This is a genomic window from Pseudomonas fluvialis (assembly GCF_014207935.1).
GTDB classification, from domain to species: Bacteria; Pseudomonadota; Gammaproteobacteria; order Pseudomonadales; family Pseudomonadaceae; genus Aquipseudomonas; species Aquipseudomonas fluvialis_A.
Window position 1 is genome coordinate 64,966 of record NZ_JACHLL010000007.1, and the last position, 21,522, is coordinate 86,487.

The window sequence follows — 21,522 nt, forward strand, 5'->3', positions numbered from 1 at the left end:
GAATCAGGAGGTGGCCTTCTGGCTGTGCAGGGTCTGCATCGCTTTGGTCATGTTGCCTGCGAGCACATCCGGCAGTACGCCGAGGGCGAAATCGATGCTGGCATCCAGCAGGTCCTGTTCGCTGCGCGGAGCGCGGCCGAGGACGTAGCCGGAAACCTGGCTGCTGTGCCCGGGGTGGCCGATGCCAAGCCGCAGGCGATGGAAATTGTTCTGGTTGCCGAGCTGGGCAATGATGTCGCGCAGCCCGTTGTGTCCGCCGTGTCCGCCGCCCTGTTTGAGCTTGGCGACACCCGGAGGCATGTCGAGTTCGTCGTGGGCCACCAGAATGGCGTCCGGAGTGATCCGGAAGAAGTTCGCCAGTGCCGCCACGGCCTGGCCACTGCGGTTCATGTAGGTGGTGGGGATCAGCAGACGAACGTCGCGGCCCTGATGGCTGAACTTGCCGGTCAGGCCGAAATACTTTCTGTCGGCGCTCAGTGCTGTGCCCATTTGGGCAGCTACGCGCTCAACAAAAAGGGCTCCTGCGTTATGCCGGGTCTGGTCGTATTCCGGGCCTGGATTACCCAGGCCGACGATCAGTTGAATGGCAGTCACGACAGGAGCCCTCTTCTAGAAAGCAGGGGCCGGAGTGATTACTCGGCGCCTTCTTCCTTCACGCGGGAAGCGTGGATGTTGGCAACGGCCAGGTTGTTGCCGTGGGCCAGGGCCACCAGCTCAACGCCTTTCGGCAGAGTCAGGTCGGACAGGTGAACGATCTGACCGACTTCGACGTTGGCCAGGTCGACGTTGATGAATTCCGGCAGGTCTTGCGGCTGGCAGGAAACTTCAACTTCAACGATGGTGTGGGACACTTCGCCACCTTGCTGCTTCACGCCAACCGAGGATTCCTGGTTGATGAAGTGCAGCGGAACGTGAGCGGTCAGCTTTTGGCCGGCAACCACGCGGATGAAGTCAGCGTGCATCACGTAGCCTTTGGCCGGGTGACGCTGCAGGGCCTTGATCAGAACGGTTTCGGTAGCACCGGCAACGTTCAGGGCGATCACGTGGCTGAAGGCAGCCTCGTTTTCCAGCAGCTTGGCCACTTCTTTGGCCAGCAGGCTGATGGAAGCCGGCTCTTTGTCACCACCGTAAATTACGGCCGGGACCATGGCGGCGTTACGACGCAGGCGGCGGCTCGCACCTTTCCCCAGGTCGGAACGCACTTCAGCATTCAGGGCAAATTCAACAGTCATTTTACTTCTCCAAATATCCAGCCACTTGCGGCGCTTGCGACCAGCGATCGCAGTGGTCAGGCAAAAAAGCCCCGCAACTGCGGGGCCGTGTTCGTCAGGCCTGTTCCTTAGCGGAACATGGCGCTGATCGATTCTTCGTTGCTGATGCGGCGTACCGCTTCAGCCACAACCGCCGACATATCCAGTTGACGGATGCGCGAGCAGGCTTGTGCCGCGGCGGACAGCGGGATGGTGTTGGTCACCACCAGTGCGTCCAGCACGGAATTTTCAATGTTTTCGATGGCGCGGCCGGACAGCACCGGGTGAGTCGCGTAGGCGTAGACCTGGGCAGCGCCGTGCTCTTTCAGAGCCTTGGCGGCGTGGCACAGGGTGCCGGCGGTATCGACCATGTCGTCGACCAGTACGCAGGTACGGCCCTGGACGTCACCGATGATGTGCATCACTTCGGAGTGGTTGGCCTTCTCGCGACGCTTGTCGATGATCGCGAGGTCAACACCCAGGGACTTGGCTACTGCGCGTGCGCGCACAACGCCGCCGATGTCCGGGGAGACGATCATCAGGTTTTCGAAGCGCTGGCTTTCGATGTCGTCGATCAGCACCGGTGAGCCGTAGATGTTGTCCACCGGGATGTCGAAGAAGCCCTGGATCTGGTCGGCATGCAGGTCGACGGTCAGTACGCGGTCGATACCGACCACGGTCAGCATGTCGGCCACGACCTTGGCGCTGATGGCCACGCGGGCTGAACGCGGACGGCGGTCTTGGCGGGCATAGCCGAAGTAGGGGATGACGGCGGTGATGCGCGTCGCCGAGGAACGGCGGAAGGCGTCGGCCATTACCACCAGTTCCATCAGGTTGTCGTTGGTCGGCGCACAGGTCGGCTGGATGATGAAGACGTCCTTGCCGCGCACGTTCTCGTTGATTTCAGCGCTGACTTCGCCATCGGAAAACTTGCCTACGGAGCAGTCGCCCAGGGGGATGTGCAGCTGACGCACGATGCGGCGCGCGAGATCGGGGTTAGCATTCCCCGTGAAGACCATCATCTTGGACACGGACGGTACCTGCCGGCTAAGGGTGGGCCTAATAAACAAAAGCTGTTCAAAAAGGCCGCTAACGCAGATTTTTGAACAGCTTCCTGGAATATGGCAGGGGCGGCTGGATTCGAACCAACGCATGGCAGGATCAAAACCTGCTGCCTTACCGCTTGGCGACGCCCCTGTATCGTGCAACTCGATGCTGTTTTGGTTGTGCGCCAACCTCTGGGAGGTTATGGCAGGGGCGGCTGGATTCGAACCAACGCATGGCAGGATCAAAACCTGCTGCCTTACCGCTTGGCGACGCCCCTGTGTCGTACAACCTGAACACAGCAAACAACTTCTTTATGCCAGTTCTTTGAGCCTGCGGTGCAGCATCGAGATGTTGCGACCCTGAGCGACAAAGCTCGGCAGAGTGGCTGGAAGTTGGCGGGCGACTTTATCAGCATCGTCCCGGTTTGGGAAGCTCCCAAACACACAAGCTCCAGTTCCGGTCAGTCTTGCTGGAACAAATTTGTTCAACAAGATCAGCGCGTTACGGACTTCTGGATAGCGCGCTTCAACCACCGGTTGGCAGTCGTTATGACCACCCCCCTCAAGAAGGCTGCGAACTTTAATGGGCGGCGTATTGCGTGTCAACTCGGGGGCGGAGAAAACTTCTGCTGTGCTGACAAAGACTTGCGGAACTGCCACGAGGAACCAAGGTTCGCTCAGCTCGACAGCCAGCAGTTGTTCGCCAACGCCTTCGGCAAAGGCCGCGCGTCCGCGCACGAACACCGGCACATCGGCGCCCAGGCGCAGGCCGAGGGCCGCGAGGCGGTCTTCATCCAGTCCCGTCTGCCACAGGTGGTTGAGGCCGACCAGGGTGGTAGCGGCGTCCGAACTGCCGCCGCCGATGCCGCCGCCCATGGGCAGGCGCTTGTCCAGCCAGATGTCGGCGCCCAGTGCGGTGCCGCTTTCCTGTTGCAGGAGGCGGGCGGCGCGGACGATCAGGTTGCTGTCGTGTGGCACGCCATCGATCGGCGTGCGCAGGTGGATTTCACCGTCTTCACGCAGGGCAAAGCCCAGCTCGTCACCGTGGTCGAGAAACTGAAACAGGGTCTGCAGCTCGTGGTAGCCGTCGGCGCGGCGCCCGGTGATGTGCAGGAACAGGTTGAGCTTGGCCGGGGCCGGCAGGGTAAGAGTGGCGTGCTGCATGGAACTCATTGACCGAGGTGGCGTGGTTGCCAGTCCTTGATGACCAGTGTGACCTGCAGGTTGTGCCCCTGCAGTTTCAGGCGCTGCGGTAGTACGTAACCGTTCTGCTCGGTGTAGGCGAGGTAGTCGATCTGCCAGCCGTCCTGCTGCAGTTGCCCAAGTTGGCTGTTGCCGTTGAGGCTGAGTTGGCTCTTGCTGTCCGGGGCGGGCAGGCCGCGCACCCACCAGAACAGGTGGGAAACCGGCAGGCGCCAGCCCAGCTGGGCTTCCAGCAGCGCTTCGGGGGAGTCGGACTGATAGCGGCCCTGGTTGGCCACTTCCAGTACGGTGTCGCCCGGGTGGCCGGTCAGGCGGGCGGCGCCGCGGCCCAGTGGGCCGGACAGACGGATATCGAAGTAGTCCTGGCGCTGCAGCCAGAACAGTGTGCCGCTACCGGAATCCTGCGGGGCGCGAATGCCGACCTTGCCGCTGATCTGCCAGCCGTCGATCTGTGCGATCTGCTGGCGGTGTTGCTGCCAGAGCGCCGGGTTGCCCTGCCCCTGGGTGAGGCTTTCCTGCGGCAACAGGCCGGCACAGCCGGCGAGCAGGGTTGTGAGGACTAGGGCGGCGAGTCGAAGGCAGCGCATCAGGGTTGCTCGCTGCCGGTGAGGCGTTTGAGAGTGCTGCGCAGAATCGGGCTGTCCGGCTCTTCTTCGAAGGCTTTCTGCCAGACCTCACGGGCTTCGTCCTGCTTGCCCTGAGTCCACAGCACTTCGCCGAAGTGCGCCGCCACTTCATGGTCGGGATAGCGCTCGAAGGCCTGGCGCAGGAGTGTCTCGGCTTCGTCCAGGCGGCCCTGGCGGAAGTTGATCCAGCCCAGGCTGTCGAGAATGGCCGGGTCTTCCGGGTTGAGCTGGTAGGCCTGCTCGATCAGGGTGCGGGCTTCATCCAGGCGGCTGGTGCGGTCGGCCAGGGTATAGCCAAGGGCGTTGAGGGCCATGGCGTTGGACGGCTCGCGCTCGATAATGAAGCGCAGGTCGCGCTCCAGCTGGTCGAGGTCGCCGCGTTTCTCGGCCACCATGGCGCGGGTATACAGAAGATTCAGATCGTCGGGGTACTCCGTCAGTGCCTGCTCGATGAGCTGCCAGGCGGGTTCGATCTGCTGAGCCTTGCTCAGGGCTTCGGCTTCGATCAGGTACAGCTGGATCGCGTAGTCCGGCTGCTTTTCACGTGCCTTGGCCAGTGACTTGCGTGCTTCGGGCAGACGCTCGGCCTCGATCAGCAGTTCGCTGTGGCGCAGCTGGGCGGGCAGGTAGTCCTTGCCGGGGCCGACCAGGTGGTATTCGATCAGCGCGCTTTCCGGTTGCTCCAGTGCCTCGTACACGCGGCCAAGATTGAAGTGCGCAGCATCGACGTGGGCTTCGCGCTCGATCAGCTCCTGCAGATAGGCCTGGGCTTCGTTCCAGGCCTCGGCTTCCATGCAGATCAGCGCGAGAGAAAAGCGCAGATCATCGTCATCGGGGAACTGCTGGACCAGGGTGGAGAACTCGGTCTTGGCCTCCTCCAGCTGGCCTAGTTCCACCAGCAGGCGGGCGTAGGCCAGGCGCAGGCGCTTGTCGTCGGGTGCCTGCTCAAGGCCCTGGCGCAGCGGCTTTAGGGCTTCATCGCCACGCTCGAGGCTCTGCAGAATGCGGGTGCGCAGCAGCAGCGGGGCGACCTTCTGTTCGCTGTCCGGCAGCTCGTCGAGCAGCTCCAGAGCCTGCTCCGACTTGCCATCCTGCTGCAGCAGCACGGCTTCGCCAAAAATCAGCTGGGCATTGTCCGGGTGTTTCTTCAGCAGGCGCTCGAAGCTCTGCTGCAGGCCGGCGCGGGTGTCGGCGTCGGTTTCGGCAGCCGAGAGGGCGAGGAAGTCGAAATGAGTATCGCCGTCGGCCAGCAGAGTCTTCTCCATATAGCGGATCGAGTCATCGTAGCGGCCGGCGCGGGCCAGCTGGATGGCGGCGGCGCGTTGGGCGTCGAGGTTGTCCGGGGCGTTGCTGGCCCAGATCATGGCGCTGTCGAGGGCCGCCTGTTCAGCGCCGAGGTATTCGGCGATGCGGTAGGCCCGCTCGGCGACACCGGGGTCTTGGGTGGCATTAGCCTGCTGCACATAGTTGCCCAGGGCGATATCGAAGCGGTTGCGCTGGCCGGCGAGTTCCGCCGTGAGCAGCGAATACAGGGCTTCCTCGCTGAACGAGCGATAGACCTTGGGTTTGGCCGGAGCGGCCTGGGCGGGCTCGGCGATCTCAGGCGCTGGGCTGGGCTGCTTGGCCAGCATCTGGCAGCCGCTCAGCAATACCGAGGCGGCCAGCAACACTAGGGGTCTGTTCATAGTGGAAAAGAGTGCTCTCCTGCAGATGCGGCATGATGACACAAGCCACAGGGCAAGCCCACGGCCCGATGCCTATCGGCGGATGGGTGTGGCAGGAGGGGGAGGGGTGGTTGTCCGGCAGGCGGTGAAGTAGGACAATGTCCGGCTTAATTTGTCTGCAGCGACCTTGCATGGCCTTTCTCGCCCTCGGTATCAACCACAAGACTGCCTCGGTGGCGGTGCGCGAACGCGTGGCTTTCACCCCGGAGCAGATGGTGGAGGCACTGCAGCAGCTTTGCCGGCTGACACCCAGCAGCGAAGCCGCGATTCTTTCGACCTGCAACCGCAGCGAGCTGTATCTCAAGCTCGACGAGATGGATGTGCAGGCGGTGCTGGCCTGGCTGGCCGGCTACCACGGACTGCCCCTGAGCGACCTGCAGGCCTGTGCCTACGTGCACGAGAACGAGCAGGCGGTGCGCCACATGATGCGCGTGGCCTGCGGGCTGGACTCGATGATCCTCGGCGAGCCGCAGATTCTCGGTCAGCTCAAGTCAGCCTACGCAGTGGCGCGCGAAGCCGGTACCGTCGGGCCGTTGCTGGGGCGCCTGTTTCAGGCCACCTTCAGCACCGCCAAGAGCGTGCGCACCGACACCGCCATTGGCGAGAACCCGGTGTCCGTGGCCTTTGCGGCGGTCAGCCTGGCCAAGCAGATTTTCGCCGATCTGCACCGCAGCCAGGCGCTGCTGATCGGTGCCGGCGAGACCATCACCCTGGTTGCCCGTCACCTGCATGAACAGGGCATCAAGCGCATTGTCGTCGCCAACCGCACGCTGGAGCGCGCCAGTTCGCTGGCCGAGCAGTTCGGCGCGCATGCCATCCTGCTGGCCGATATCCCCGATGAGCTGATCAACAGCGACATCGTCATCAGCTCCACCGCCAGCCAGTTGCCGATTCTTGGCAAGGGCGCGGTCGAGCGGGCGCTGAAGAAACGCCGGCACAAGCCGATCTTCATGGTCGATATCGCCGTGCCGCGGGACATCGAGCCCGAGGTCGGTGAGCTGGATGACGTCTACCTGTACTCGGTGGACGACCTGCACGAAGTCATCGAGGAAAATCTCAAGAGCCGTCAGGGCGCGGCGCGGGCGGCCGAGGAAATGGTTGCCGTGGGCGCGGAAGAGTTCATGGCTCGCCTTCGCGAGCTGGCGGCCGTGGATGTGCTCAAGGCCTATCGCCAGCAGGCCGAAACCCTGCGCGACGACGAACTGCAGAAGGCGCAGCGCCAGCTGGCAAACGGTGCCCCGGCCGACGAGGTGCTGGCACAGCTGGCCCGCGGCCTGACCAACAAGCTGCTGCACGCGCCCAGCGTGCAATTGAAGAAACTCTCCGCCGAGGGCCGCCTGGATGCGCTGGCCCTGGCCCAGGAACTTTTTGCCCTCGACGAGGGTGAGCGCAAATCATGAAAGCTTCACTGCTGAACAAACTGGCCACCCTGCAGGATCGTTTCGAGGAGCTCACCGCGCTGCTCGGCGACGCCGAAGTGATCAGCAACCAGCCGCAGTTCCGCGCCTATTCCAAGGAATACGCCGAGGTTGAGCCGGTGGTGCAGGCCTATCGTCAGTTGTGCAAGGTGCAGGAAGACCTGGCCGGTGCCCAGGCGCTGCTCAAGGACAGCGATCCAGACCTGCGCGAAATGGCCGAAGAGGAAGTGGTGTCGGCCAGGAACAGCCTGGCCGAGCTGGAAGACAGCCTGCAGCGCATGCTGTTGCCCAAGGATCCCAACGACGGGCGCAACGTTTATCTGGAAATCCGCGCCGGTACCGGCGGCGACGAGGCGGCGATCTTCTCCGGCGACCTGTTCCGCATGTATTCGCGCTATGCCGAGCGCCAGGGCTGGCGGGTCGAGATTCTCTCGGCCAGCGACGGTGAACACGGTGGCTATAAAGAGGTGATCAGCCGCGTGGAAGGCGACAACGTCTTCGCCAAGCTGAAGTTTGAGTCCGGCGCCCACCGCGTGCAGCGTGTGCCGGAGACCGAGTCCCAGGGCCGTATCCATACCTCGGCCTGCACCGTGGCGGTACTGCCCGAGCCGGACGAGCAGGCGGCCATCGACATCAATCCGGCCGACCTGCGCGTGGACACCTACCGCAGCTCCGGCGCCGGTGGTCAGCACGTCAACACCACCGACTCGGCCATCCGCATCACCCACATTCCCACCGGCACGGTGGTGGAATGTCAGGAAGAGCGCTCGCAGCACAAGAACCGCGCCAAGGCCATGGCCTGGCTGGCGGCCAAGCTCAAGGACCAGCAGGAAGCTGCCGCGCACAAGGAAATCTCCGACACGCGCAAGCTGCTGGTGGGTTCGGGAGACCGTTCCGAGCGCATTCGTACCTACAACTTCCCTCAGGGGCGGGTCACCGATCACCGCATCAACCTGACCCTGTACTCGCTCAACGAAGTGATTGCCGGCGGCGTCGAGCAGGTCATCGAACCCTTGCTGCAGGAATACCAGGCCGACCAACTGGCGGCACTGGGAGACTGACATGGCCCGAGTGGATGCGTTGCTGGCGGCGGCTGACTTGCCCGATTCGCCGAGTGCGCGTCTGGATGCCGAGCTGCTGCTGGCCCATGTGCTGGGCAAGCCGCGCAGCTACCTGCGCACCTGGCCCGAACATGAGCCCAGCGCCGAACAGGTGACAGCCTTCCAGGCGCTGCTGGCGCGTCGTCGCCAGGGCGAGCCGGTGGCCTACCTGCTGGGCCGGCAGGGCTTCTGGAGCCTGCAGCTGGAAGTGGCGCCGCATACCCTGATTCCCCGCCCCGATACCGAACTGTTGGTGGAAACCGCTCTGCAGCTGTTGCCGGCTACGCCACTGGCGGCGCTGGATCTGGGCACCGGCACCGGTGCGATTGCCCTGGCGCTTGCCAGCGAGCGCCCGGCCTGGCGGCTGACGGGTGTCGATCGTATTGATGAGGCAGTAGCGCTGGCCGAGCGCAACCGCGCGGCGCTGCAACTGGGCAATGCCAGCTTCCAGCCCAGTCACTGGTTCAGCGCCCTCGGTGGGCAGCGCTTTGCCCTGATCGTCAGCAACCCGCCTTACATCCGCAGCGATGACCAGCACCTGAGCCAGGGCGATGTGCGCTTCGAGCCGGCCAGCGCGCTGGTGGCCGGCCGCGACGGCCTGACAGACTTGCGCGAAATCATCGCGCAGGCGCCGGATCATCTGGAACATGGCGGCTGGCTGCTGCTGGAACATGGCTATGACCAGGCCGCAGCCGTGCGCGAGCTGTTGCTGGCACGCGGCTTTGCTCAGGTGGAAAGCCGCCGCGACCTGGGCGGGCACGAGCGAATATCACTGGGGAGCTGGCAGGCATGAGCATGGACCTGACGGACGACGATCTGCTGCGCTACAGCCGGCAGATCCTCCTGGCGCAGATCGATATCGCCGGACAGCTGCGCCTCAAACAGAGTCGTGTGCTGATCATCGGTCTCGGAGGGCTGGGTTCTCCGGTGGCGCTGTACCTGGCCGCGGCTGGTGTGGGCGAACTGCACCTGGCCGATTTCGACCGGGTCGATCTGAGTAACCTGCAGCGCCAGGTCGCTCACGACAGCCACAGCATCGGCCAGCCCAAGGTCGAGTCGGCGGCGGCGCGTCTGCGTGCGATCAATCCGGCCATCAGCCTGCAGCTGTATGCCCAGGGGCTGGATGCCGATTCCTTGCCTGCCGCGGTGGCGGCGGTCGATCTGGTGCTGGACTGCTCGGACAATTTTTCCACCCGCGAGGCGGTCAATGCTGCCTGCGTGGCTGCCGGCAAGCCGCTGGTCTCCGGTGCAGCCATTCGTTTGGAAGGGCAGTTGGCGGTATTCGATCCGCGTCGCAGCGACAGCCCCTGCTACCACTGCCTGTATGGGCATGGCAGTGAGGCCGAATTGACCTGTAGCGAGGCTGGCGTGGTCGGGCCGCTGGTGGGCGTTGTGGGCAGTCTGCAGGCGCTGGAGGCGCTCAAGCTGCTGGCCGGTTTTGGCGAGCCACTGGTGGGCCGCCTGCTGCTGATCGATGCCTTTAGCAGCCAGTTCCGCGAGCTGCGGGTCAAGCGCGATCCGGGCTGTACGGTGTGCGGAGCGCAGCATGGCCAATAGCGCGCCGATCGGCGTATTCGACTCCGGCGTCGGCGGGCTGTCGGTGCTGCGCGAGATTCACGCGCAACTGCCCAACGAAGCATTGCTCTATGTCGCCGACAGCGGCCATGTGCCTTACGGCGAGAAGAGCGCCGAGTTTATCCGCGAGCGTAGTCAGAAGATTGCGGAGTTTTTACTGGAGCAGGGCGCCAAGGCGCTGGTGCTGGCCTGCAATACCGCGACGGTGGCGGCGGTGGCGGATTTGCGCGAGCGTTACCCGCAGCTGCCGATTGTCGGCATGGAACCGGCGGTCAAGCCGGCGGCTGCAGCCACCCGCTCCGGCGTGGTGGGTGTGCTGGCCACCACCGGCACCCTGAAAAGCGCCAGGTTCGCGGCCCTGCTCGATCGGTTTGCCAGTGATGTGCGGGTGGTGACCCAGCCCTGTCCGGGGCTGGTGGAGTGCGTCGAGGCGGGCGATCTCGACAGCCTGCCTGTACGTCAGTTGCTCCAGGGTTATGTGGAGCCCCTGCTGGCCGCCGGGTGCGACACCTTGATTCTCGGCTGTACCCATTACCCCTTCCTCAAACCGCTGCTGCGTGAGCTGGTGCTCGCCGATGTGGCCCTGATCGATACCGGCGCGGCGGTGGCCCGCCAGCTGCAGCGTCTGCTCGAGCAGCACGATGCTCTGGCTCCGCAGTCGGCTACCCACTCGGCACACTTCTGGAGCAGTGGTGCTCCGGCTCAGCTGGAACAGATCCTGCCGCTGCTGTGGGGCAGCCCGGCGCCGGTTAACGCCTTGCTGGAATGACCCGGCTTTGCAAGGGGCTAAAGATTTCTATACTTCACCCAGATAACTGTTTCACCCGGAAACTGCGCATAACTCTCAGGCAATAAGGAAAGTTGAATGAAAGCACTGACTTCGCTGGCCGCCGTGGCGGCTCTGGTTCTGGGCCACGCGCTGAGTGCGCAGGCCGCCGATGTGACCGCGGCCATTGGCCAGAGTGGCGATTCCACCATGGTCTATCGCCTGGGCAGCCAGTGGGACTGGGACAGTGCCTGGATGCAGAGCGACAGCGGTCGTCTGACCGGCTACTGGGATCTGGGGTACACCTACTGGGACGGTGATGAAACCGCGAGCAACCACAGCGTTTCCTTCACGCCGGTATTCGTCTACGAGTTCGCCGGGGAAACGGTAAAACCCTATATCGAAGTTGGTATCGGCGTAGCTCTGTTTTCCAGCACCGAGCTGGAAGACAACGATCTGAGTTCGTCCTTCCAGTTCGAAGACCGCCTGGGTGCCGGCGTGCGCTTCGCCGGCCAGGAGATTGGCGTGCGCGCCATCCACTACTCCAACGCCGGCCTCAAGCAGCCCAACGATGGCGCCGAGGCGTACACCCTGCATTACCGCACCCGTTTCTGATCGGTATGTGGCCAAAGAAACCGGGTCAAGGCCCGGTTTTTTATTGCCTGAGGTCAGCGGTAGATGCTGTCCATGCCACGGCGTTCGTCCAGGCATTCCGGCGAGCCGGTGGCGAATTCGCGGCAGACCAGCGGGCGCACTTCGTAGATGGTGCAGCGCATGGTGTCGCGGTCCAGTGCCGCACACCAGCCGTCATCCAGACGCAGCATGGTTTCGCCGCCCCAGTCGTCGGTGCTGATGAAACGCTCGGGCACGCCGGTGTCGGTCAGCAGCAGGACTTCCAGTTGGCAGCAACAGGCCGCGCAGGTGCTGCAGCTGATGCTCGGGTCGATGGGCAGATTGGTCAGGGGGATCTGGCTCATGCCGCCAGTGTACGGCAGATGAGTAGGGCTGGCGCGGCGAGTTGCCGAGCGGCTCAGCCAGGCGTTAGATTCTTCAGCATGTGCTTGGCCGTGTACATGCGTCGGTCGGCCTCGCGAATCAGTGCCTCGGGTTCGGCAAATTCGGCGGGCCCTGTCTGTACCACGCCGACGCTCAGTTGCAGGCCGGGCAGGACCTTGCCCAGTTCGCTGCTCAGGCGCGAGATGTAGATCTCGGCGGCCAGCTCCTCGCGGCAGTTGGGCAGGATGATGCAGAACTCGTCGCCACCGTAGCGGAAGCAGCTGTCCTCCATGCGCGACACCTGCTTGATCGCCGCCCCAAGCATCTGCAGAATTTCGTCGCCCCGCTGGTGGCCCTGGGTGTCGTTGATGTCCTTGAAGTCGTTGATGTCCAGGTAGGCCACGGCCAGCGGCTCGCTGCGCCTTTGTGCTGCCCGCACGGCGCGGGTCAGGCTTTCGTGCAGGGTCCGGACGTTGAACAGACCGGTCAGTGGATCGGTGCGGGTCATTTCCTCCAGTTGCCGGGTACGCTCGCGGACCTTGTCCTCCAGGATGCGGGCGTAGTTCTCGGACTTCTCGCGGGAGATGTCGATCTCCATCACCAGGCTGCGGATATAGGTTTCGAACACCAGCGTGATGTCGAACAGGAACAGGCGGTCGAGCACGCTGAGCAGTTGCTGGCGCTCTGGGCTTTTTGGCAGTTGCTGGCGCAGCACATCGAACAGCAGGGTCTTGAGGGTGCTGATCGCGGCCAGATAGAGCTTGGGTTCGACGCCGATACGCTTGTGCACCAGGCCGATGCGCAGGCGGTTGTTGACGTACTCGACGTCGTACAGGCCGCTGAACAGGTCGAGCACGTACTTGCGCTGGGCGCTGCGCAGGCGTCCCAGGGTATCGGCATCGCCGATCAGCAGGGCGATTTCCGCCACGCTGGTCTGCATCTGGTAGAACTGATCGACCAAGGCATCCACCTGGCTTTCGATCAGGCCCCGGTAGTTGTGCAGCAGCTGAAAGTCGCTCTCCACCAGCCCCAGCAATTGCTGGCGCGAGTGGATCTCGAACTCGGTGATGCGCATCTGTTCCAGCAGCGTTTGTTCGGTCTGCTTCATGGAGCCTCCCTGGCAGCGGCGACAACGCAGAGTGATGCGCCTGCAACCAGTGGTGGCTTGTCAGACGGATATGTCTATGAGCCTAGTCAAACTTTGCCGGGGCGGGTGAGGAGGTGACGGCTGGTGGCGCTGCCAGGCAGCGGGCCAGGGTGTGCAGGGCGGGGAGCCAGGCGGCCCACAGCAGGCCGAGCAGCAACAGGCTGGGCGTGGTACCCAGCGGCAGACCAACATCGGCCAGTTGCGCGCCAGCGTAGTAGGAGAGCGGGCCGCTGGTGGCGCCTAGCAGGCTGGCCAGCCACCAGGGTTTGGCGGTCCAGGCCAGGCTGTGGCGCAGGGTCGTGGCCAGCAGGGCCCAGAGCAGCGCCAGCCAGGCTGGGAGCAGCCAGCTGTCACCGGCAAAATCGAACAGGCCGAGGTTGAGCAGTAGGCTGTCGAGGAGGCTGCCCAGCAGGGTGACGGTCAGCACCAGGCGCAGGTCGCTCTGGCGCTCGTGGCTGAGCCACAGTTGCGCCGCCAGGCAGGCCAGCCCGCCCAGCAACCACCAGGGCTGACTGGCTGCGAAGATGCAGGCCAACCAGCCGAGCTGGAACAGCAGCGCATTGGCCAGCAGCTGCCAGCGCATGCTCAGGCGCTCAGGTTGCCGAGCAGTGGCGCCGGGCGTGCTTGCGGCTTGGCCAGCAGCAGCTGGGCGGTGCCGATGGTGCGCTCGAGGAAGCCGCCCTCGCAGTAGCACAGGTAGAACTCCCACAGGCGGTAGAAGTGCTCGTCATAACCAAGCTGCTGCAGGGCCGGGCGTGCCTCCTTCAGGTTGTCGTGCCAGTGGCGCAAGGTGCGCGCGTAGTGCAGGCCGAAGTCCTCTAGGTGATGCAGGTTCATGTCGGTTTGGCGGCTGACGATATCGAGCATCTTGTGCACCGAGGGCAGGGCGCCGCCGGGGAAGATGTAGCGCTGGATGAAGTCCACCGAGCGCTTGGCCTGCTCGTAGCGTTGGTCGCGGATGGTGATGGCCTGCAGCAGCATCAGGCCGTCGTCCTTGAGCAGGTGGCTGCATTTGTCGAAATAGGTGGGCAGGAAACGGTGGCCGACCGCTTCGATCATCTCGATCGACACCAGCTTGTCGTACTGGCCGGTGAGGTCGCGGTAGTCGCACAGCAACAGCGTGATGCGATCCTGCAGGCCCTGATCGCGGATGCGCTGCTCGGTGTAGGCGTACTGCTCGCGCGACAGGGTGGTGGTGGTCACCCGGCAGCCATAGTGGCTCGCCGCGTAGAGCGCCATGCTGCCCCAGCCCGTGCCGATTTCCAGCAGGTGATCCTCGGGCTTGAGCGCGAGCTTCTGGCATATGCGCTCCAGCTTGTGCAGCTGGGCATGCTCCAGGCTGGCGCCGTCATGGGGGAACATGGCCGCCGAGTACATCATGGTCGGGTCGAGGAACTGCTCGAACAGCTGGTTACCCAGGTCGTAGTGGGCGGCGATGTTCTTCTGCGAGCCTCTGCGGGTATTGCGGTTGAGCCAGTGCAGGCCCTTGAGCAGCGGACGGCCGAGCAGAGCCAGGCCGCGCTCCATGCCGTCGAGTACGTCCAGGTTGCTGACGAACACGCGCACCACGGCGGTCAGGTCCGGCGTGCGCCAGTAGCCGTGGATATAGGCTTCGCCGGCGCCGATCGAGCCATTGCCGGCCACCAGACCCCAGAGTGCCGGGTCGGTCACCTCGATTTCGCCGTGCAGGCTGCTGTGCGGATCGCCGAATACCCGGGTTTCGCCCTGGTCGATCAGCCGTAGCTGGCCATGGCGCAGTTGCTCCAATTGGCGCAACACGGCACTGCGCAGCAGCCCGGCGGCGAGGCCGCTGCTGGCCAGTAGAGACGATTTGTCGGTCAGGCTAGAGCTTTTCATCGGCGGACTCCTTGCGCAGAGGCATGGCCACGCGTTGCGTGCCCAGTGCCGGTTGATGAGTGAACAGCGGGATGCGTTTGAGCAGCAGGCGCAGGGCCTCCCAGTAGATGGCCAGCACGGTCTTGGCGGTCATCCAGGGAAAACTCAGCAGGTGGCGGTGCAGGGTGGCGCGGCTGAGCGGCTGGCGGCTCAGGCTGAGGGTGGCGTCGAACAGTTTGGCGCTGCCCTGCCAGTCCTCCATGTGAATGCCCAGGCGGGCAGCGGCCGGGCTGAAGGTCATGTGGTATTCCAGGTCGCGCGGCAGAAAGGGCGAGACATGAAAGGCCTTGGCCACGGCGACATGCTGGTGACCGTCGCCCTCGGCCGGCAGCACATAGTGATAACGCTCCAGCCAGGGGGTGTTGCTGACCTCGCAGAGAATCGCCTGCAGGCGTTCCTCGCGGTCGAAACAGTAGAAGAAGCTGGCCGGATTGAAGGCCAGCCCCCAGCTGCGGGGCTGGGTCAGCAGGCGCACCGGTCCGTCGATCAGACGGCCGAGGGCCTGGCTGACCTGCTGCTGCACCGCGCGCTTGAGCGACTGGCCGGCGCGGGTCTGCTCCGGCAGGAAGTCCGTCTCGCGGAAGGCGAAGGGCGCCAGACGGGCGCGACCGGCCAGTGGCGAGAGGCCGAGCACGGCATCCTGCTCGTCCAGATCGAGGTAGAGCAGGCCGATGCGGTACTCGAAGGCATGGGCGCGCGTGGCGAAGCGGCGGTGACGTATCTCGCCCTGATACAGCGCACTGTGCTGTACGCCGTTCACAGGCTGACTCCGAAGTGCCGCGCCACGCGCAGGGCGCTGACCACACCGTCCTCGTGGAAGCCGTTGGCCCAGTAGGCGCCGCAGAAATAGCTGTGCTGCCGGCCCTGCAGTTCCTCCCCGCGCAGCTGGGCGGCGCTGGCCGCCAGGCTGTACTGCGGGTGGGCATAGCTGAAGCGGGCGAGGATCTTGTCCGGGTCGATGGCGTCGGTCTGGTTGAGGCTGACGCAGAAGGTCTGCTCAGACTCGATGCCCTGCAGAATGTTCATGTTGTAGGTGACCGCCGCCGGTTGCCGGGTCGGTCCACCCAGGCGGTAGTTCCAGCTGGCCCAGGCCAGGCGCCGCTTGGGCAGCACGCGGGTATCGGTGTGCAGCACCACGTCATTGTCGGCATAGCGCAGGGCACCGAGGATTTCCGTTTCGCTGGCGCTGGGTTCGGCCAGCAGTTGCAGGGCCTGATCGCTGTGGCAGGCAAAGATCACCGCATCGAAACGCTCGCGGCCGGCCGGGCTTTCCAGAGTCACGCCCTGCTCGTCGCGTTCGACCCGGCTGACCGGGCAGTTGAGGCGGATGCGTTCGGCAAAGCCCTTGGTCAGCGGGGCCACGTAGGCGCTGGAGCCGCCCTCGATGACATACCACTGCGGGCGGTTGCTGACCGACAGCAGGCCGTGGTTCTTGAAGAAGCGCACGAAGAACTGCAGGGGGAAACCGAGCATGTCGGCCAGTGACATGGACCAGATCGCCGCACCCATCGGCACGATGTAATGCTCGATGAAGCGCTGGCCGTAGCCGTTCTGGCTGAGGTACTGGCCGAGGGTGGTGTCGGCGGCAATGCGGCCCTGCTCCAGATCGCTCAGGGCTTCCTTGTTGAAGCGCAGGATGTCGCGAATCATCCCCCAGAAGCGTGGCGACAGCAGGTTGCTGCGCTGGGCGAACAGGCTGTTGAGGTCATGCCCGTTGTATTCCACGCCCGTGTCCGGGTCGCTCACGGCAAAGCTCATTTCCGTCGGTTTGAAGCTGACGCCCAGTTGCTGCAGTAGCTGGATGAAGTTGGGGTAGGTCCAGTCGTTGAACACGATGAAGCCGGTATCCACCGCGTACTCGCGGCCATCCAGACGCACCGGCACCGTGTGGGTATGGCCGCCGATCCAGTCCTGCGCCTCGAATACGGTGATCTCGTGTTCGCGCTGCAACAGGTAGGCCGAGGTCAGGCCGGCAATGCCGCTGCCGATGATGGCGATTTTCATGGCTGTTCATCCTTGGGAGAAACTGGCGTGGGGGTGGCCGGGCGTGCCAGGCGTTTGCCGATGGCCAGTTGCAGGCGTCTGGGCAGGTGGGCGAGCAGCAGCAGACCGGCGATGAAGGGCGTGGGGAAAGCGATCTCCACCGGGCGTGCGGGCAGGCGCCGGGCGATATGCCGGGCGGCTTTGCTCACCGGCCAGCGCAGCGGCATGGGGAAGTCGTTCTGCGCCGTCAGCGGAGTGTCGACGAAGCCGGGGCTGATCAGGGTGACGTCGATGCCTTCGTGAGCCAGGTCGATGCGCAGGCTGTCCATCATGTAGCGCAGGCCGGCCTTGGAGGCACCGTAGGCCTCGGCGCGCGGCAGGGGGAAATAGGTCACCGAACTGCCCACCGCCACCAGTTGCGGCTGCTGGCCTGCGCGCAGCAACGGCAGGGCCGCTTCGATGCAGTAGGCCGCCGAAAGCAGGTTGGCACGCAACACGCGCTCGACCATGGCGGCCTGGAAGTCGGCCGCCTCGACGTATTCGCAGGTGCCGGCATTGAGGATGGCCATGTCCAGCGCGCCCCAGTGCAGGCGAATGCGCTCGCCGATGGCTTCGACCTGGCTGGCATCGCCGAGATCGCCGGGCGCCAGCAGCACCTGGCCAGGGAAGCGCTCGCTCAGCTGTTGCAGCGGCCCGCTGCGCCGGGCACTGAGGGCCAGGTGATGGCCGGCGCCGAGAAGTTCTTCGGCCAGGGCAAAGCCGATGCCGCTGCTGGCACCGGTCAGCCAGATACGCTGGCTGTCGGCGTTGGGGCGGGGTGCGTTCATACCAGTCTCCGTTTCAGCCAGCGGATCGCGCTGCCCAGCAGTGGCAGGTGCTCGTAGAGCAGGTTGCCGGCGTCGAAGTAGTCGCGGTGGCGGTAGACCTTGCCGTCGCTCCACTGCAGGTGACTGCAGCCATCAACGCGGATCAGCCCGCCGCCGGCCAGGCGCGGGTGGCGGTAGCTCATGGTCCAGCGCAGGTAGCCGCTGTTGTCGCCGGTCTGGTCGAAGGCGTGGAAGTCGAAGCGCAGCTCGCGCACGTTGGCGTAGAGCTCGCTGAAGTACTGACGCACGTTGGCCAGGCCGCTGATCTGGTGCAGCGGGTCATGGAATACCACGTCGCGGCTGTACAGCTCGTCCAGCTGGTGCAGGTTATCGGCGCCCAGTGCGGCAAAGTGCCGGGCAAAGTCACGCAGAAACTCAGACATGGGCGGGCTCCAGGTTCTTGAAGGCGGCCAGTGCGCGTTCGCGGCTCCTGCTCAGGTCGACCATGGGTCGTGGGTAGCCGGCCACGCCGAACAGCCCGTCGAGGGCGTCGGGGTTGTGGATGTCGTGCTTGTTCAGGCTAGCCAGTTCCGGCAGCCAGTGGCGCAGGAAGCGGCCCTCCGGATCGAACTTGGCCGACTGGCTGAGCGGATTGAAGATGCGGAAGTAGGGCGCGGCATCGGTGCCGGTGGAGGCGCTCCATTGCCAGCCGCCGTTGTTGGCCGCCAGATCGCCGTCGATCAGGTGGCGCATGAACCAGCGTTCGCCTTCGCGCCAGTCGATCAGCAGGTTCTTGGTGAGGAACATGGCCACGATCATGCGTAGGCGGTTGTGCATCCAGCCGGTATCGCGCAACTGGCGCATGGCGGCGTCGACAATCGGCAGGCCCGTGCGGCCCTCCTGCCAGGCGGCCAACTCGTCCGGGGCGTGGCGCCAGGCCAGGGCTTCGGTGTCGCGGCGGAAGGCGCGGCCCATGGAAACCCGTGGGTAGCCCACCAGAATGTGCTTGTAGAACTCGCGCCAGAGCAGTTCGCTGATCCAGCACACGGCGCCGGGATTGCCAGTGGCGAATTCGCCGCGGTTGATGGTCAGGGCCGCATGCAGGCACTGGCGCGGCGAGATGACGCCGGCGGCCAGGTAGGCCGAGAGCTGGCTGGTACCAGGAGTGGCGGGGAAGTCGCGCTGCTGGTCGTACCACTCCAGCTGTTCACCGGCAAAACGCTGCAGGCGCTGCAGGGCCTCGTCTTCACCGGCCGGCCAGAGCTGGCGCAGGGCCTCGCTGGGCGGTGCAAAGCCGGTCACCTCGCTGGGGATGGCGTCGCTGGTGATCGGCAGCGGCGCCTGCGCCGCCGGCAGTGGCCGGCAGGCGGGCAGGGCGGTGGCCAGTCGCTGGTAGCAGACCTTGCGGAACTGGCTGAACACCTGGAAGTAGCCACCACTCTGGGTCAGCACGCTGCCGGGAGCGAAGAACAACTGGTCGAGGTGGCTGTGCAGGGCCACACCTTGCTGCGCCAGATGCTCGCGGCAGGCCTGGTCGCGGCGGCTTTCGTGTACGCCGTATTCCTCGTTCACATGCACGGCGCGGACCTGCAGGTTCTGGCAGAGGTCGCCGAGCAGTGCCGGCACCTGTCGCCAGGTATCGGCGTGACGCACCAGCAGCGGCACGTTCAGGAGCGCCAGTTGCTGTTGCAGGGCGCTCAGGTTGCGCAGCCAGAAGTCCACCTTGCAGGCGGCGTCATCGTGGGCCAGCCACTGCTGCGGGGTTATCAGGTACAGCGCCACGGTCGGGCCGGCGGCCATGGCCGCGCACAGGGCCGTGTTGTCGTGGGCGCGCAGGTCGCTGCGCAGCCAGAGCAGTTGGGTCATTGCGCGGCTCCGGGCAGTAGTTGGTGTTCCTGCAGGCAGTGCAGGGCGTTGAGAGGCGTGACGGCCAGGCTCAGGCCGGGCATGTCATGCAGCTCGTCGTGGTGGATGCGCGCCGCCGGGCCCGCCAGCAGCAGCGGAATGGCGCTGGTGCTGGCCAGGCGTGGCAGCTGCTTGCGCAGCACGCTGCTGTCCAGGCTCTGGCTGGAGTAGAGCAACACGGCACGCGGCTTGAGCTGTTCCAGGGCCAGGCTCAGCTCACCCAGCGGCACCGGCCAGTCGAACACTTCCACCGGGCAGTCGGCGCTGGACGCCAGCCAGGCACTCAGCCACAGCCCGGCCTCCAGCGGCAGGCTGGAGAGGTTGAGCAGCAGCAGCGGTGCGCCGCTGTGCTGGCGGTTGTTGTGATACAGACGGGCGCCTAGCTTGCTGCGCAGCCAGGAGTGGAAGAACACCCACTCCAGCTGGCTGCCGAACTGGCCCTGCCAGCGCTGTTCCAGCTCACTCAGCAACGGCAGCAGCAGTTGTTCGCAGAGGGTGCGCGGCGGATACAGGGCCAGGTTGCGGTTGAACAGGTCGTCCAGCTGCCGCTCTGACAGCTGCAGCACGGCTTCGAGCAGTTGCTGGCGCTGCTCGCTCCACTGGCTGGCCTGGGGCTGCGGGGCGGTGCTGCGGCTGTTGAGCAGTTCATTGACCTGGCTGACCGCGACGCCCCGGTTGAGCCAGGTGAGGATGGCCTGGATGCGCGCCACATGTTCGCTGTTGTACAGACGATGACCCTTGGCTGTGCGGCCCGGCACGATCAGGCCGTAGCGACGCTCCCAGGCGCGCAGGGTGACGGCGTTGACGCCGGTCTGGCGGGCCACGTCGCGAATCGGCAGCCAGCCCTGATTCAGGGCTGCCTGGTAGTCGTCCGGTAGCTGGAAGGCTTCAGATGGCATTGCGCAGACTCAGCTCTTCCGGATGGGGCTGCAGGTAGGCCTGGCTGGCCACGTAGGAGTGCGGGTGGCGGCGGAAGTGGTGCTTGAGCAGCGTCATGGGCACCACCAGCGGGATGATGCCGTTGCGGTACTGGCCGATCAGTTGCTGCATCTCGGCCTTTTCCTCGCGGCTCAGGGCCGTCTTCAGGTAGCCGGACAGGTGCAGCAGCACATTGGAATGGGTGCGCCGGGTAGCGGTCTTCTTCAGAGCGGCCATCAGCAGACTGAAGTAGCGCGGGCCGATTTCTTCGGCGCTGTGCTGGCCGATGCTGCCGAGCAGGCGACCCAGCTCGCGGTACTGCTGCGGGTGGGTGGCCATCAACTGGTACTTGTAGCGCGAGTGGAAGTCGATGATGCCCTTGCGGGTCAAGCCGGCCTTGCACAGCTGTTGCCAGGCGGCATAGGCATAGACGCGGGTAAGGAAGTTCTCGCGCAGCACCGGATCGTTGAGGCGGCCATCTTCCTCTACCGGCAGGTCGGGGCGTGCCTGCATGAAGGCGCTGGCGTAGATGCCGCTGCCGCCGCCGTCGGCCGGGTAGCCGTTGGCCTGGTAGACCTTGACCCGCTCGACGCCGCAGGACGGCGACTTCTGCATGAAGATGTAGCCGCAGATATCGTCGTGCTCGGCCGCCATGCGCCGGCCATAGTCGGCCAGCGGTTCGGTCACATCCAGTTCACGCCGCACCGTGCCCAGCGCGCGCGGCTGCTGCGGGTCACCGACCAGACGGATCGGCTCGCGGGGGATGCCCAGGCCGATGGCCACTTCCGGGCACAGCGGGACGAACTCGAAGTGCTGGGCCAGGGTATGGCTGCACAGTCGCGACTCCTTGTGCCCGCCGTTGTAGCGGACTTCCTTGCCGAGCAGGCAGGCGCTGATGGCGATACGGATCCTGGGCAGGTGCGCGATGGTCATGGTGATAACCTCGATGATCTTGTACAGGAAGGGTTTTCTGTACAACTTGAGTTCATCATAGGTTTGTTGTTGTACAAGTCAATTGTTTTGTACAACAGCTTGTATCGATATGTGCCAGGCGGCCGGCCGGACCCCATGACGCATTACCCATGACGCATTACCCATGACCCATGGCAAGGCAATGGCGATTAGCGCCGCTCAGGGCTTGGCAGACGCGGCGGCGGGCCGTA

The 21,522-nt window shown here is 64.8% G+C and carries 23 protein-coding genes and 2 tRNA genes; 6 read left to right on the forward strand and 19 right to left on the reverse strand.

Annotated features, from left to right (window positions below; all coding sequences use genetic code 11):
- Positions 1 to 3 precede the first annotated feature (3 nt).
- From pth to HNP49_RS17230, 8 genes are all read right to left on the reverse strand, one after another.
- Complete coding sequence (gene pth / locus HNP49_RS17195) at positions 4 to 594, reverse strand: aminoacyl-tRNA hydrolase (RefSeq protein ID WP_184685321.1); 591 nt, start codon at positions 592 to 594, stop codon at positions 4 to 6.
- A 38-nt stretch (positions 595 to 632) separates the two neighbouring features.
- Entirely contained in the window at positions 633 to 1,232 is a 600-nt protein-coding gene (locus HNP49_RS17200) for a 50S ribosomal protein L25/general stress protein Ctc (protein WP_184685322.1), read from the reverse strand.
- Between the two features lie 107 nt (positions 1,233 to 1,339).
- Positions 1,340 to 2,281 (reverse strand): ribose-phosphate pyrophosphokinase, encoded by a 942-nt coding sequence (locus HNP49_RS17205; RefSeq protein WP_184685323.1) that lies wholly within the window; start codon positions 2,279 to 2,281, stop codon positions 1,340 to 1,342.
- Between the two features lie 91 nt (positions 2,282 to 2,372).
- Positions 2,373 to 2,447, reverse strand: a tRNA-Gln gene (locus tag HNP49_RS17210).
- Positions 2,448 to 2,499: 52 nt separating this feature from the next.
- Positions 2,500 to 2,574: transfer RNA gene (locus tag HNP49_RS17215), tRNA-Gln, on the reverse strand.
- Between the two features lie 34 nt (positions 2,575 to 2,608).
- Positions 2,609 to 3,460, reverse strand: coding sequence for a 4-(cytidine 5'-diphospho)-2-C-methyl-D-erythritol kinase (ispE, locus tag HNP49_RS17220; protein ID WP_184685325.1), 852 nt, complete (start codon positions 3,458 to 3,460; stop codon positions 2,609 to 2,611).
- A gap of 5 nt (positions 3,461 to 3,465) precedes the next feature.
- Entirely contained in the window at positions 3,466 to 4,086 is a 621-nt protein-coding gene (gene lolB, locus HNP49_RS17225) for a lipoprotein insertase outer membrane protein LolB (RefSeq protein ID WP_184685326.1), read from the reverse strand.
- Positions 4,086 to 5,810: a tetratricopeptide repeat protein gene (locus HNP49_RS17230; RefSeq protein ID WP_184685328.1), complete on the reverse strand. Its 1,725-nt coding sequence runs from the start codon at positions 5,808 to 5,810 to the stop codon at positions 4,086 to 4,088. The genes lolB and HNP49_RS17230 overlap by 1 nt, the downstream gene beginning before the upstream one ends.
- A gap of 170 nt (positions 5,811 to 5,980) precedes the next feature.
- On the opposite strand from HNP49_RS17230, the gene hemA reads away from it, so the two are divergent.
- The 6 genes from hemA (at position 5,981) to HNP49_RS17260 (ending at position 11,323) form a co-directional block, all read left to right on the forward strand.
- The gene (hemA, locus tag HNP49_RS17235) at positions 5,981 to 7,249 is read left to right on the forward strand and encodes a glutamyl-tRNA reductase (protein WP_184685329.1); all 1,269 of its coding nucleotides are present in this window, start codon (positions 5,981 to 5,983) and stop codon (positions 7,247 to 7,249) included.
- On the forward strand, positions 7,246 to 8,328 hold the full coding sequence (gene prfA, locus HNP49_RS17240) for a peptide chain release factor 1 (protein ID WP_184685331.1): 1,083 nt from the start codon (positions 7,246 to 7,248) through the stop codon (positions 8,326 to 8,328). The genes hemA and prfA overlap by 4 nt, the downstream gene beginning before the upstream one ends.
- Before the next feature lies 1 nt (position 8,329).
- The gene (gene prmC, locus HNP49_RS17245; protein ID WP_184685332.1) at positions 8,330 to 9,160 is read left to right on the forward strand and encodes a peptide chain release factor N(5)-glutamine methyltransferase; all 831 of its coding nucleotides are present in this window, start codon (positions 8,330 to 8,332) and stop codon (positions 9,158 to 9,160) included.
- Between the two features lie 2 nt (positions 9,161 to 9,162).
- Entirely contained in the window at positions 9,163 to 9,924 is a 762-nt protein-coding gene (locus HNP49_RS17250) for a molybdopterin-synthase adenylyltransferase MoeB (protein WP_184685421.1), read from the forward strand.
- Positions 9,914 to 10,711, forward strand: a complete 798-nt coding sequence (gene murI, locus HNP49_RS17255) for a glutamate racemase (RefSeq protein WP_184685334.1) — start codon at positions 9,914 to 9,916, stop codon at positions 10,709 to 10,711. The genes HNP49_RS17250 and murI overlap by 11 nt, the downstream gene beginning before the upstream one ends.
- 96 nt (positions 10,712 to 10,807) lie before the next feature.
- Complete coding sequence (locus HNP49_RS17260) at positions 10,808 to 11,323, forward strand: acyloxyacyl hydrolase (RefSeq protein ID WP_184685335.1); 516 nt, start codon at positions 10,808 to 10,810, stop codon at positions 11,321 to 11,323.
- A gap of 53 nt (positions 11,324 to 11,376) precedes the next feature.
- Here HNP49_RS17260 and HNP49_RS17265 read toward each other — a convergent pair whose 3' ends face one another.
- The 11 genes from HNP49_RS17265 to HNP49_RS17315 form a co-directional block, all read right to left on the reverse strand.
- Entirely contained in the window at positions 11,377 to 11,685 is a 309-nt protein-coding gene (locus tag HNP49_RS17265; protein WP_184685336.1) for a YkgJ family cysteine cluster protein, read from the reverse strand.
- Positions 11,686 to 11,738: 53 nt separating this feature from the next.
- Positions 11,739 to 12,812 (reverse strand): GGDEF domain-containing protein, encoded by a 1,074-nt coding sequence (locus tag HNP49_RS17270; RefSeq protein WP_184685338.1) that lies wholly within the window; start codon positions 12,810 to 12,812, stop codon positions 11,739 to 11,741.
- Between the two features lie 82 nt (positions 12,813 to 12,894).
- Entirely contained in the window at positions 12,895 to 13,434 is a 540-nt protein-coding gene (locus HNP49_RS17275) for a DUF2878 domain-containing protein (RefSeq protein ID WP_184685340.1), read from the reverse strand.
- A gap of 2 nt (positions 13,435 to 13,436) precedes the next feature.
- Positions 13,437 to 14,708, reverse strand: a complete 1,272-nt coding sequence (locus HNP49_RS17280) for a cyclopropane-fatty-acyl-phospholipid synthase family protein (RefSeq protein ID WP_184685342.1) — start codon at positions 14,706 to 14,708, stop codon at positions 13,437 to 13,439.
- The gene (locus tag HNP49_RS17285; RefSeq protein WP_184685344.1) at positions 14,695 to 15,507 is read right to left on the reverse strand and encodes a DUF1365 domain-containing protein; all 813 of its coding nucleotides are present in this window, start codon (positions 15,505 to 15,507) and stop codon (positions 14,695 to 14,697) included. Before HNP49_RS17285 ends, HNP49_RS17280 begins: the two co-directional genes overlap by 14 nt.
- The gene (locus HNP49_RS17290) at positions 15,504 to 16,751 is read right to left on the reverse strand and encodes an NAD(P)/FAD-dependent oxidoreductase (protein WP_184685346.1); all 1,248 of its coding nucleotides are present in this window, start codon (positions 16,749 to 16,751) and stop codon (positions 15,504 to 15,506) included. The genes HNP49_RS17285 and HNP49_RS17290 overlap by 4 nt, the downstream gene beginning before the upstream one ends.
- Entirely contained in the window at positions 16,748 to 17,557 is an 810-nt protein-coding gene (locus HNP49_RS17295; RefSeq protein WP_184685348.1) for an SDR family oxidoreductase, read from the reverse strand. Before HNP49_RS17295 ends, HNP49_RS17290 begins: the two co-directional genes overlap by 4 nt.
- Entirely contained in the window at positions 17,554 to 17,979 is a 426-nt protein-coding gene (locus HNP49_RS17300) for a nuclear transport factor 2 family protein (protein WP_184685350.1), read from the reverse strand. The genes HNP49_RS17295 and HNP49_RS17300 overlap by 4 nt, the downstream gene beginning before the upstream one ends.
- A complete protein-coding gene (phrB, locus tag HNP49_RS17305) occupies positions 17,972 to 19,402 on the reverse strand; it encodes a deoxyribodipyrimidine photo-lyase (protein ID WP_184685352.1) in 1,431 nt (476 codons plus the stop codon). The genes HNP49_RS17300 and phrB overlap by 8 nt, the downstream gene beginning before the upstream one ends.
- Positions 19,399 to 20,340 (reverse strand): MerR family transcriptional regulator, encoded by a 942-nt coding sequence (locus tag HNP49_RS17310; protein WP_184685354.1) that lies wholly within the window; start codon positions 20,338 to 20,340, stop codon positions 19,399 to 19,401. The genes phrB and HNP49_RS17310 overlap by 4 nt, the downstream gene beginning before the upstream one ends.
- The gene (locus tag HNP49_RS17315; RefSeq protein ID WP_184685423.1) at positions 20,330 to 21,292 is read right to left on the reverse strand and encodes a DUF523 and DUF1722 domain-containing protein; all 963 of its coding nucleotides are present in this window, start codon (positions 21,290 to 21,292) and stop codon (positions 20,330 to 20,332) included. The genes HNP49_RS17310 and HNP49_RS17315 overlap by 11 nt, the downstream gene beginning before the upstream one ends.
- Between the last annotated feature and the right edge of the window lie 230 nt (positions 21,293 to 21,522).

What these genes read in the sequence shown, in the direction of transcription:
- ispE (WP_184685325.1), bottom strand. Translation starts at nt 3,460, where the DNA reads ATGCAGCACGCCACTCTTACCCTGCCGGCCCCGGCCAAGCTCAACCTG.
- HNP49_RS17200 (WP_184685322.1), bottom strand. Translation starts at nt 1,232, where the DNA reads ATGACTGTTGAATTTGCCCTGAATGCTGAAGTGCGTTCCGACCTGGGG.
- HNP49_RS17230 (WP_184685328.1), bottom strand. Translation starts at nt 5,810, where the DNA reads ATGAACAGACCCCTAGTGTTGCTGGCCGCCTCGGTATTGCTGAGCGGC.
- HNP49_RS17290 (WP_184685346.1), bottom strand. Translation starts at nt 16,751, where the DNA reads ATGAAAATCGCCATCATCGGCAGCGGCATTGCCGGCCTGACCTCGGCC.
- prmC (WP_184685332.1), top strand. Translation starts at nt 8,330, where the DNA reads ATGGCCCGAGTGGATGCGTTGCTGGCGGCGGCTGACTTGCCCGATTCG.
- phrB (WP_184685352.1), bottom strand. Translation starts at nt 19,402, where the DNA reads ATGACCCAACTGCTCTGGCTGCGCAGCGACCTGCGCGCCCACGACAAC.
- HNP49_RS17260 (WP_184685335.1), top strand. Translation starts at nt 10,808, where the DNA reads ATGAAAGCACTGACTTCGCTGGCCGCCGTGGCGGCTCTGGTTCTGGGC.
- HNP49_RS17315 (WP_184685423.1), bottom strand. Translation starts at nt 21,292, where the DNA reads ATGACCATCGCGCACCTGCCCAGGATCCGTATCGCCATCAGCGCCTGC.
- HNP49_RS17280 (WP_184685342.1), bottom strand. Translation starts at nt 14,708, where the DNA reads ATGAAAAGCTCTAGCCTGACCGACAAATCGTCTCTACTGGCCAGCAGC.
- HNP49_RS17295 (WP_184685348.1), bottom strand. Translation starts at nt 17,557, where the DNA reads ATGAACGCACCCCGCCCCAACGCCGACAGCCAGCGTATCTGGCTGACC.
- HNP49_RS17275 (WP_184685340.1), bottom strand. Translation starts at nt 13,434, where the DNA reads ATGCGCTGGCAGCTGCTGGCCAATGCGCTGCTGTTCCAGCTCGGCTGG.
- prfA (WP_184685331.1), top strand. Translation starts at nt 7,246, where the DNA reads ATGAAAGCTTCACTGCTGAACAAACTGGCCACCCTGCAGGATCGTTTC.
- HNP49_RS17270 (WP_184685338.1), bottom strand. Translation starts at nt 12,812, where the DNA reads ATGAAGCAGACCGAACAAACGCTGCTGGAACAGATGCGCATCACCGAG.
- murI (WP_184685334.1), top strand. Translation starts at nt 9,914, where the DNA reads ATGGCCAATAGCGCGCCGATCGGCGTATTCGACTCCGGCGTCGGCGGG.
- HNP49_RS17265 (WP_184685336.1), bottom strand. Translation starts at nt 11,685, where the DNA reads ATGAGCCAGATCCCCCTGACCAATCTGCCCATCGACCCGAGCATCAGC.
- HNP49_RS17310 (WP_184685354.1), bottom strand. Translation starts at nt 20,340, where the DNA reads ATGCCATCTGAAGCCTTCCAGCTACCGGACGACTACCAGGCAGCCCTG.
- HNP49_RS17300 (WP_184685350.1), bottom strand. Translation starts at nt 17,979, where the DNA reads ATGTCTGAGTTTCTGCGTGACTTTGCCCGGCACTTTGCCGCACTGGGC.
- HNP49_RS17250 (WP_184685421.1), top strand. Translation starts at nt 9,163, where the DNA reads ATGGACCTGACGGACGACGATCTGCTGCGCTACAGCCGGCAGATCCTC.
- lolB (WP_184685326.1), bottom strand. Translation starts at nt 4,086, where the DNA reads ATGCGCTGCCTTCGACTCGCCGCCCTAGTCCTCACAACCCTGCTCGCC.
- hemA (WP_184685329.1), top strand. Translation starts at nt 5,981, where the DNA reads ATGGCCTTTCTCGCCCTCGGTATCAACCACAAGACTGCCTCGGTGGCG.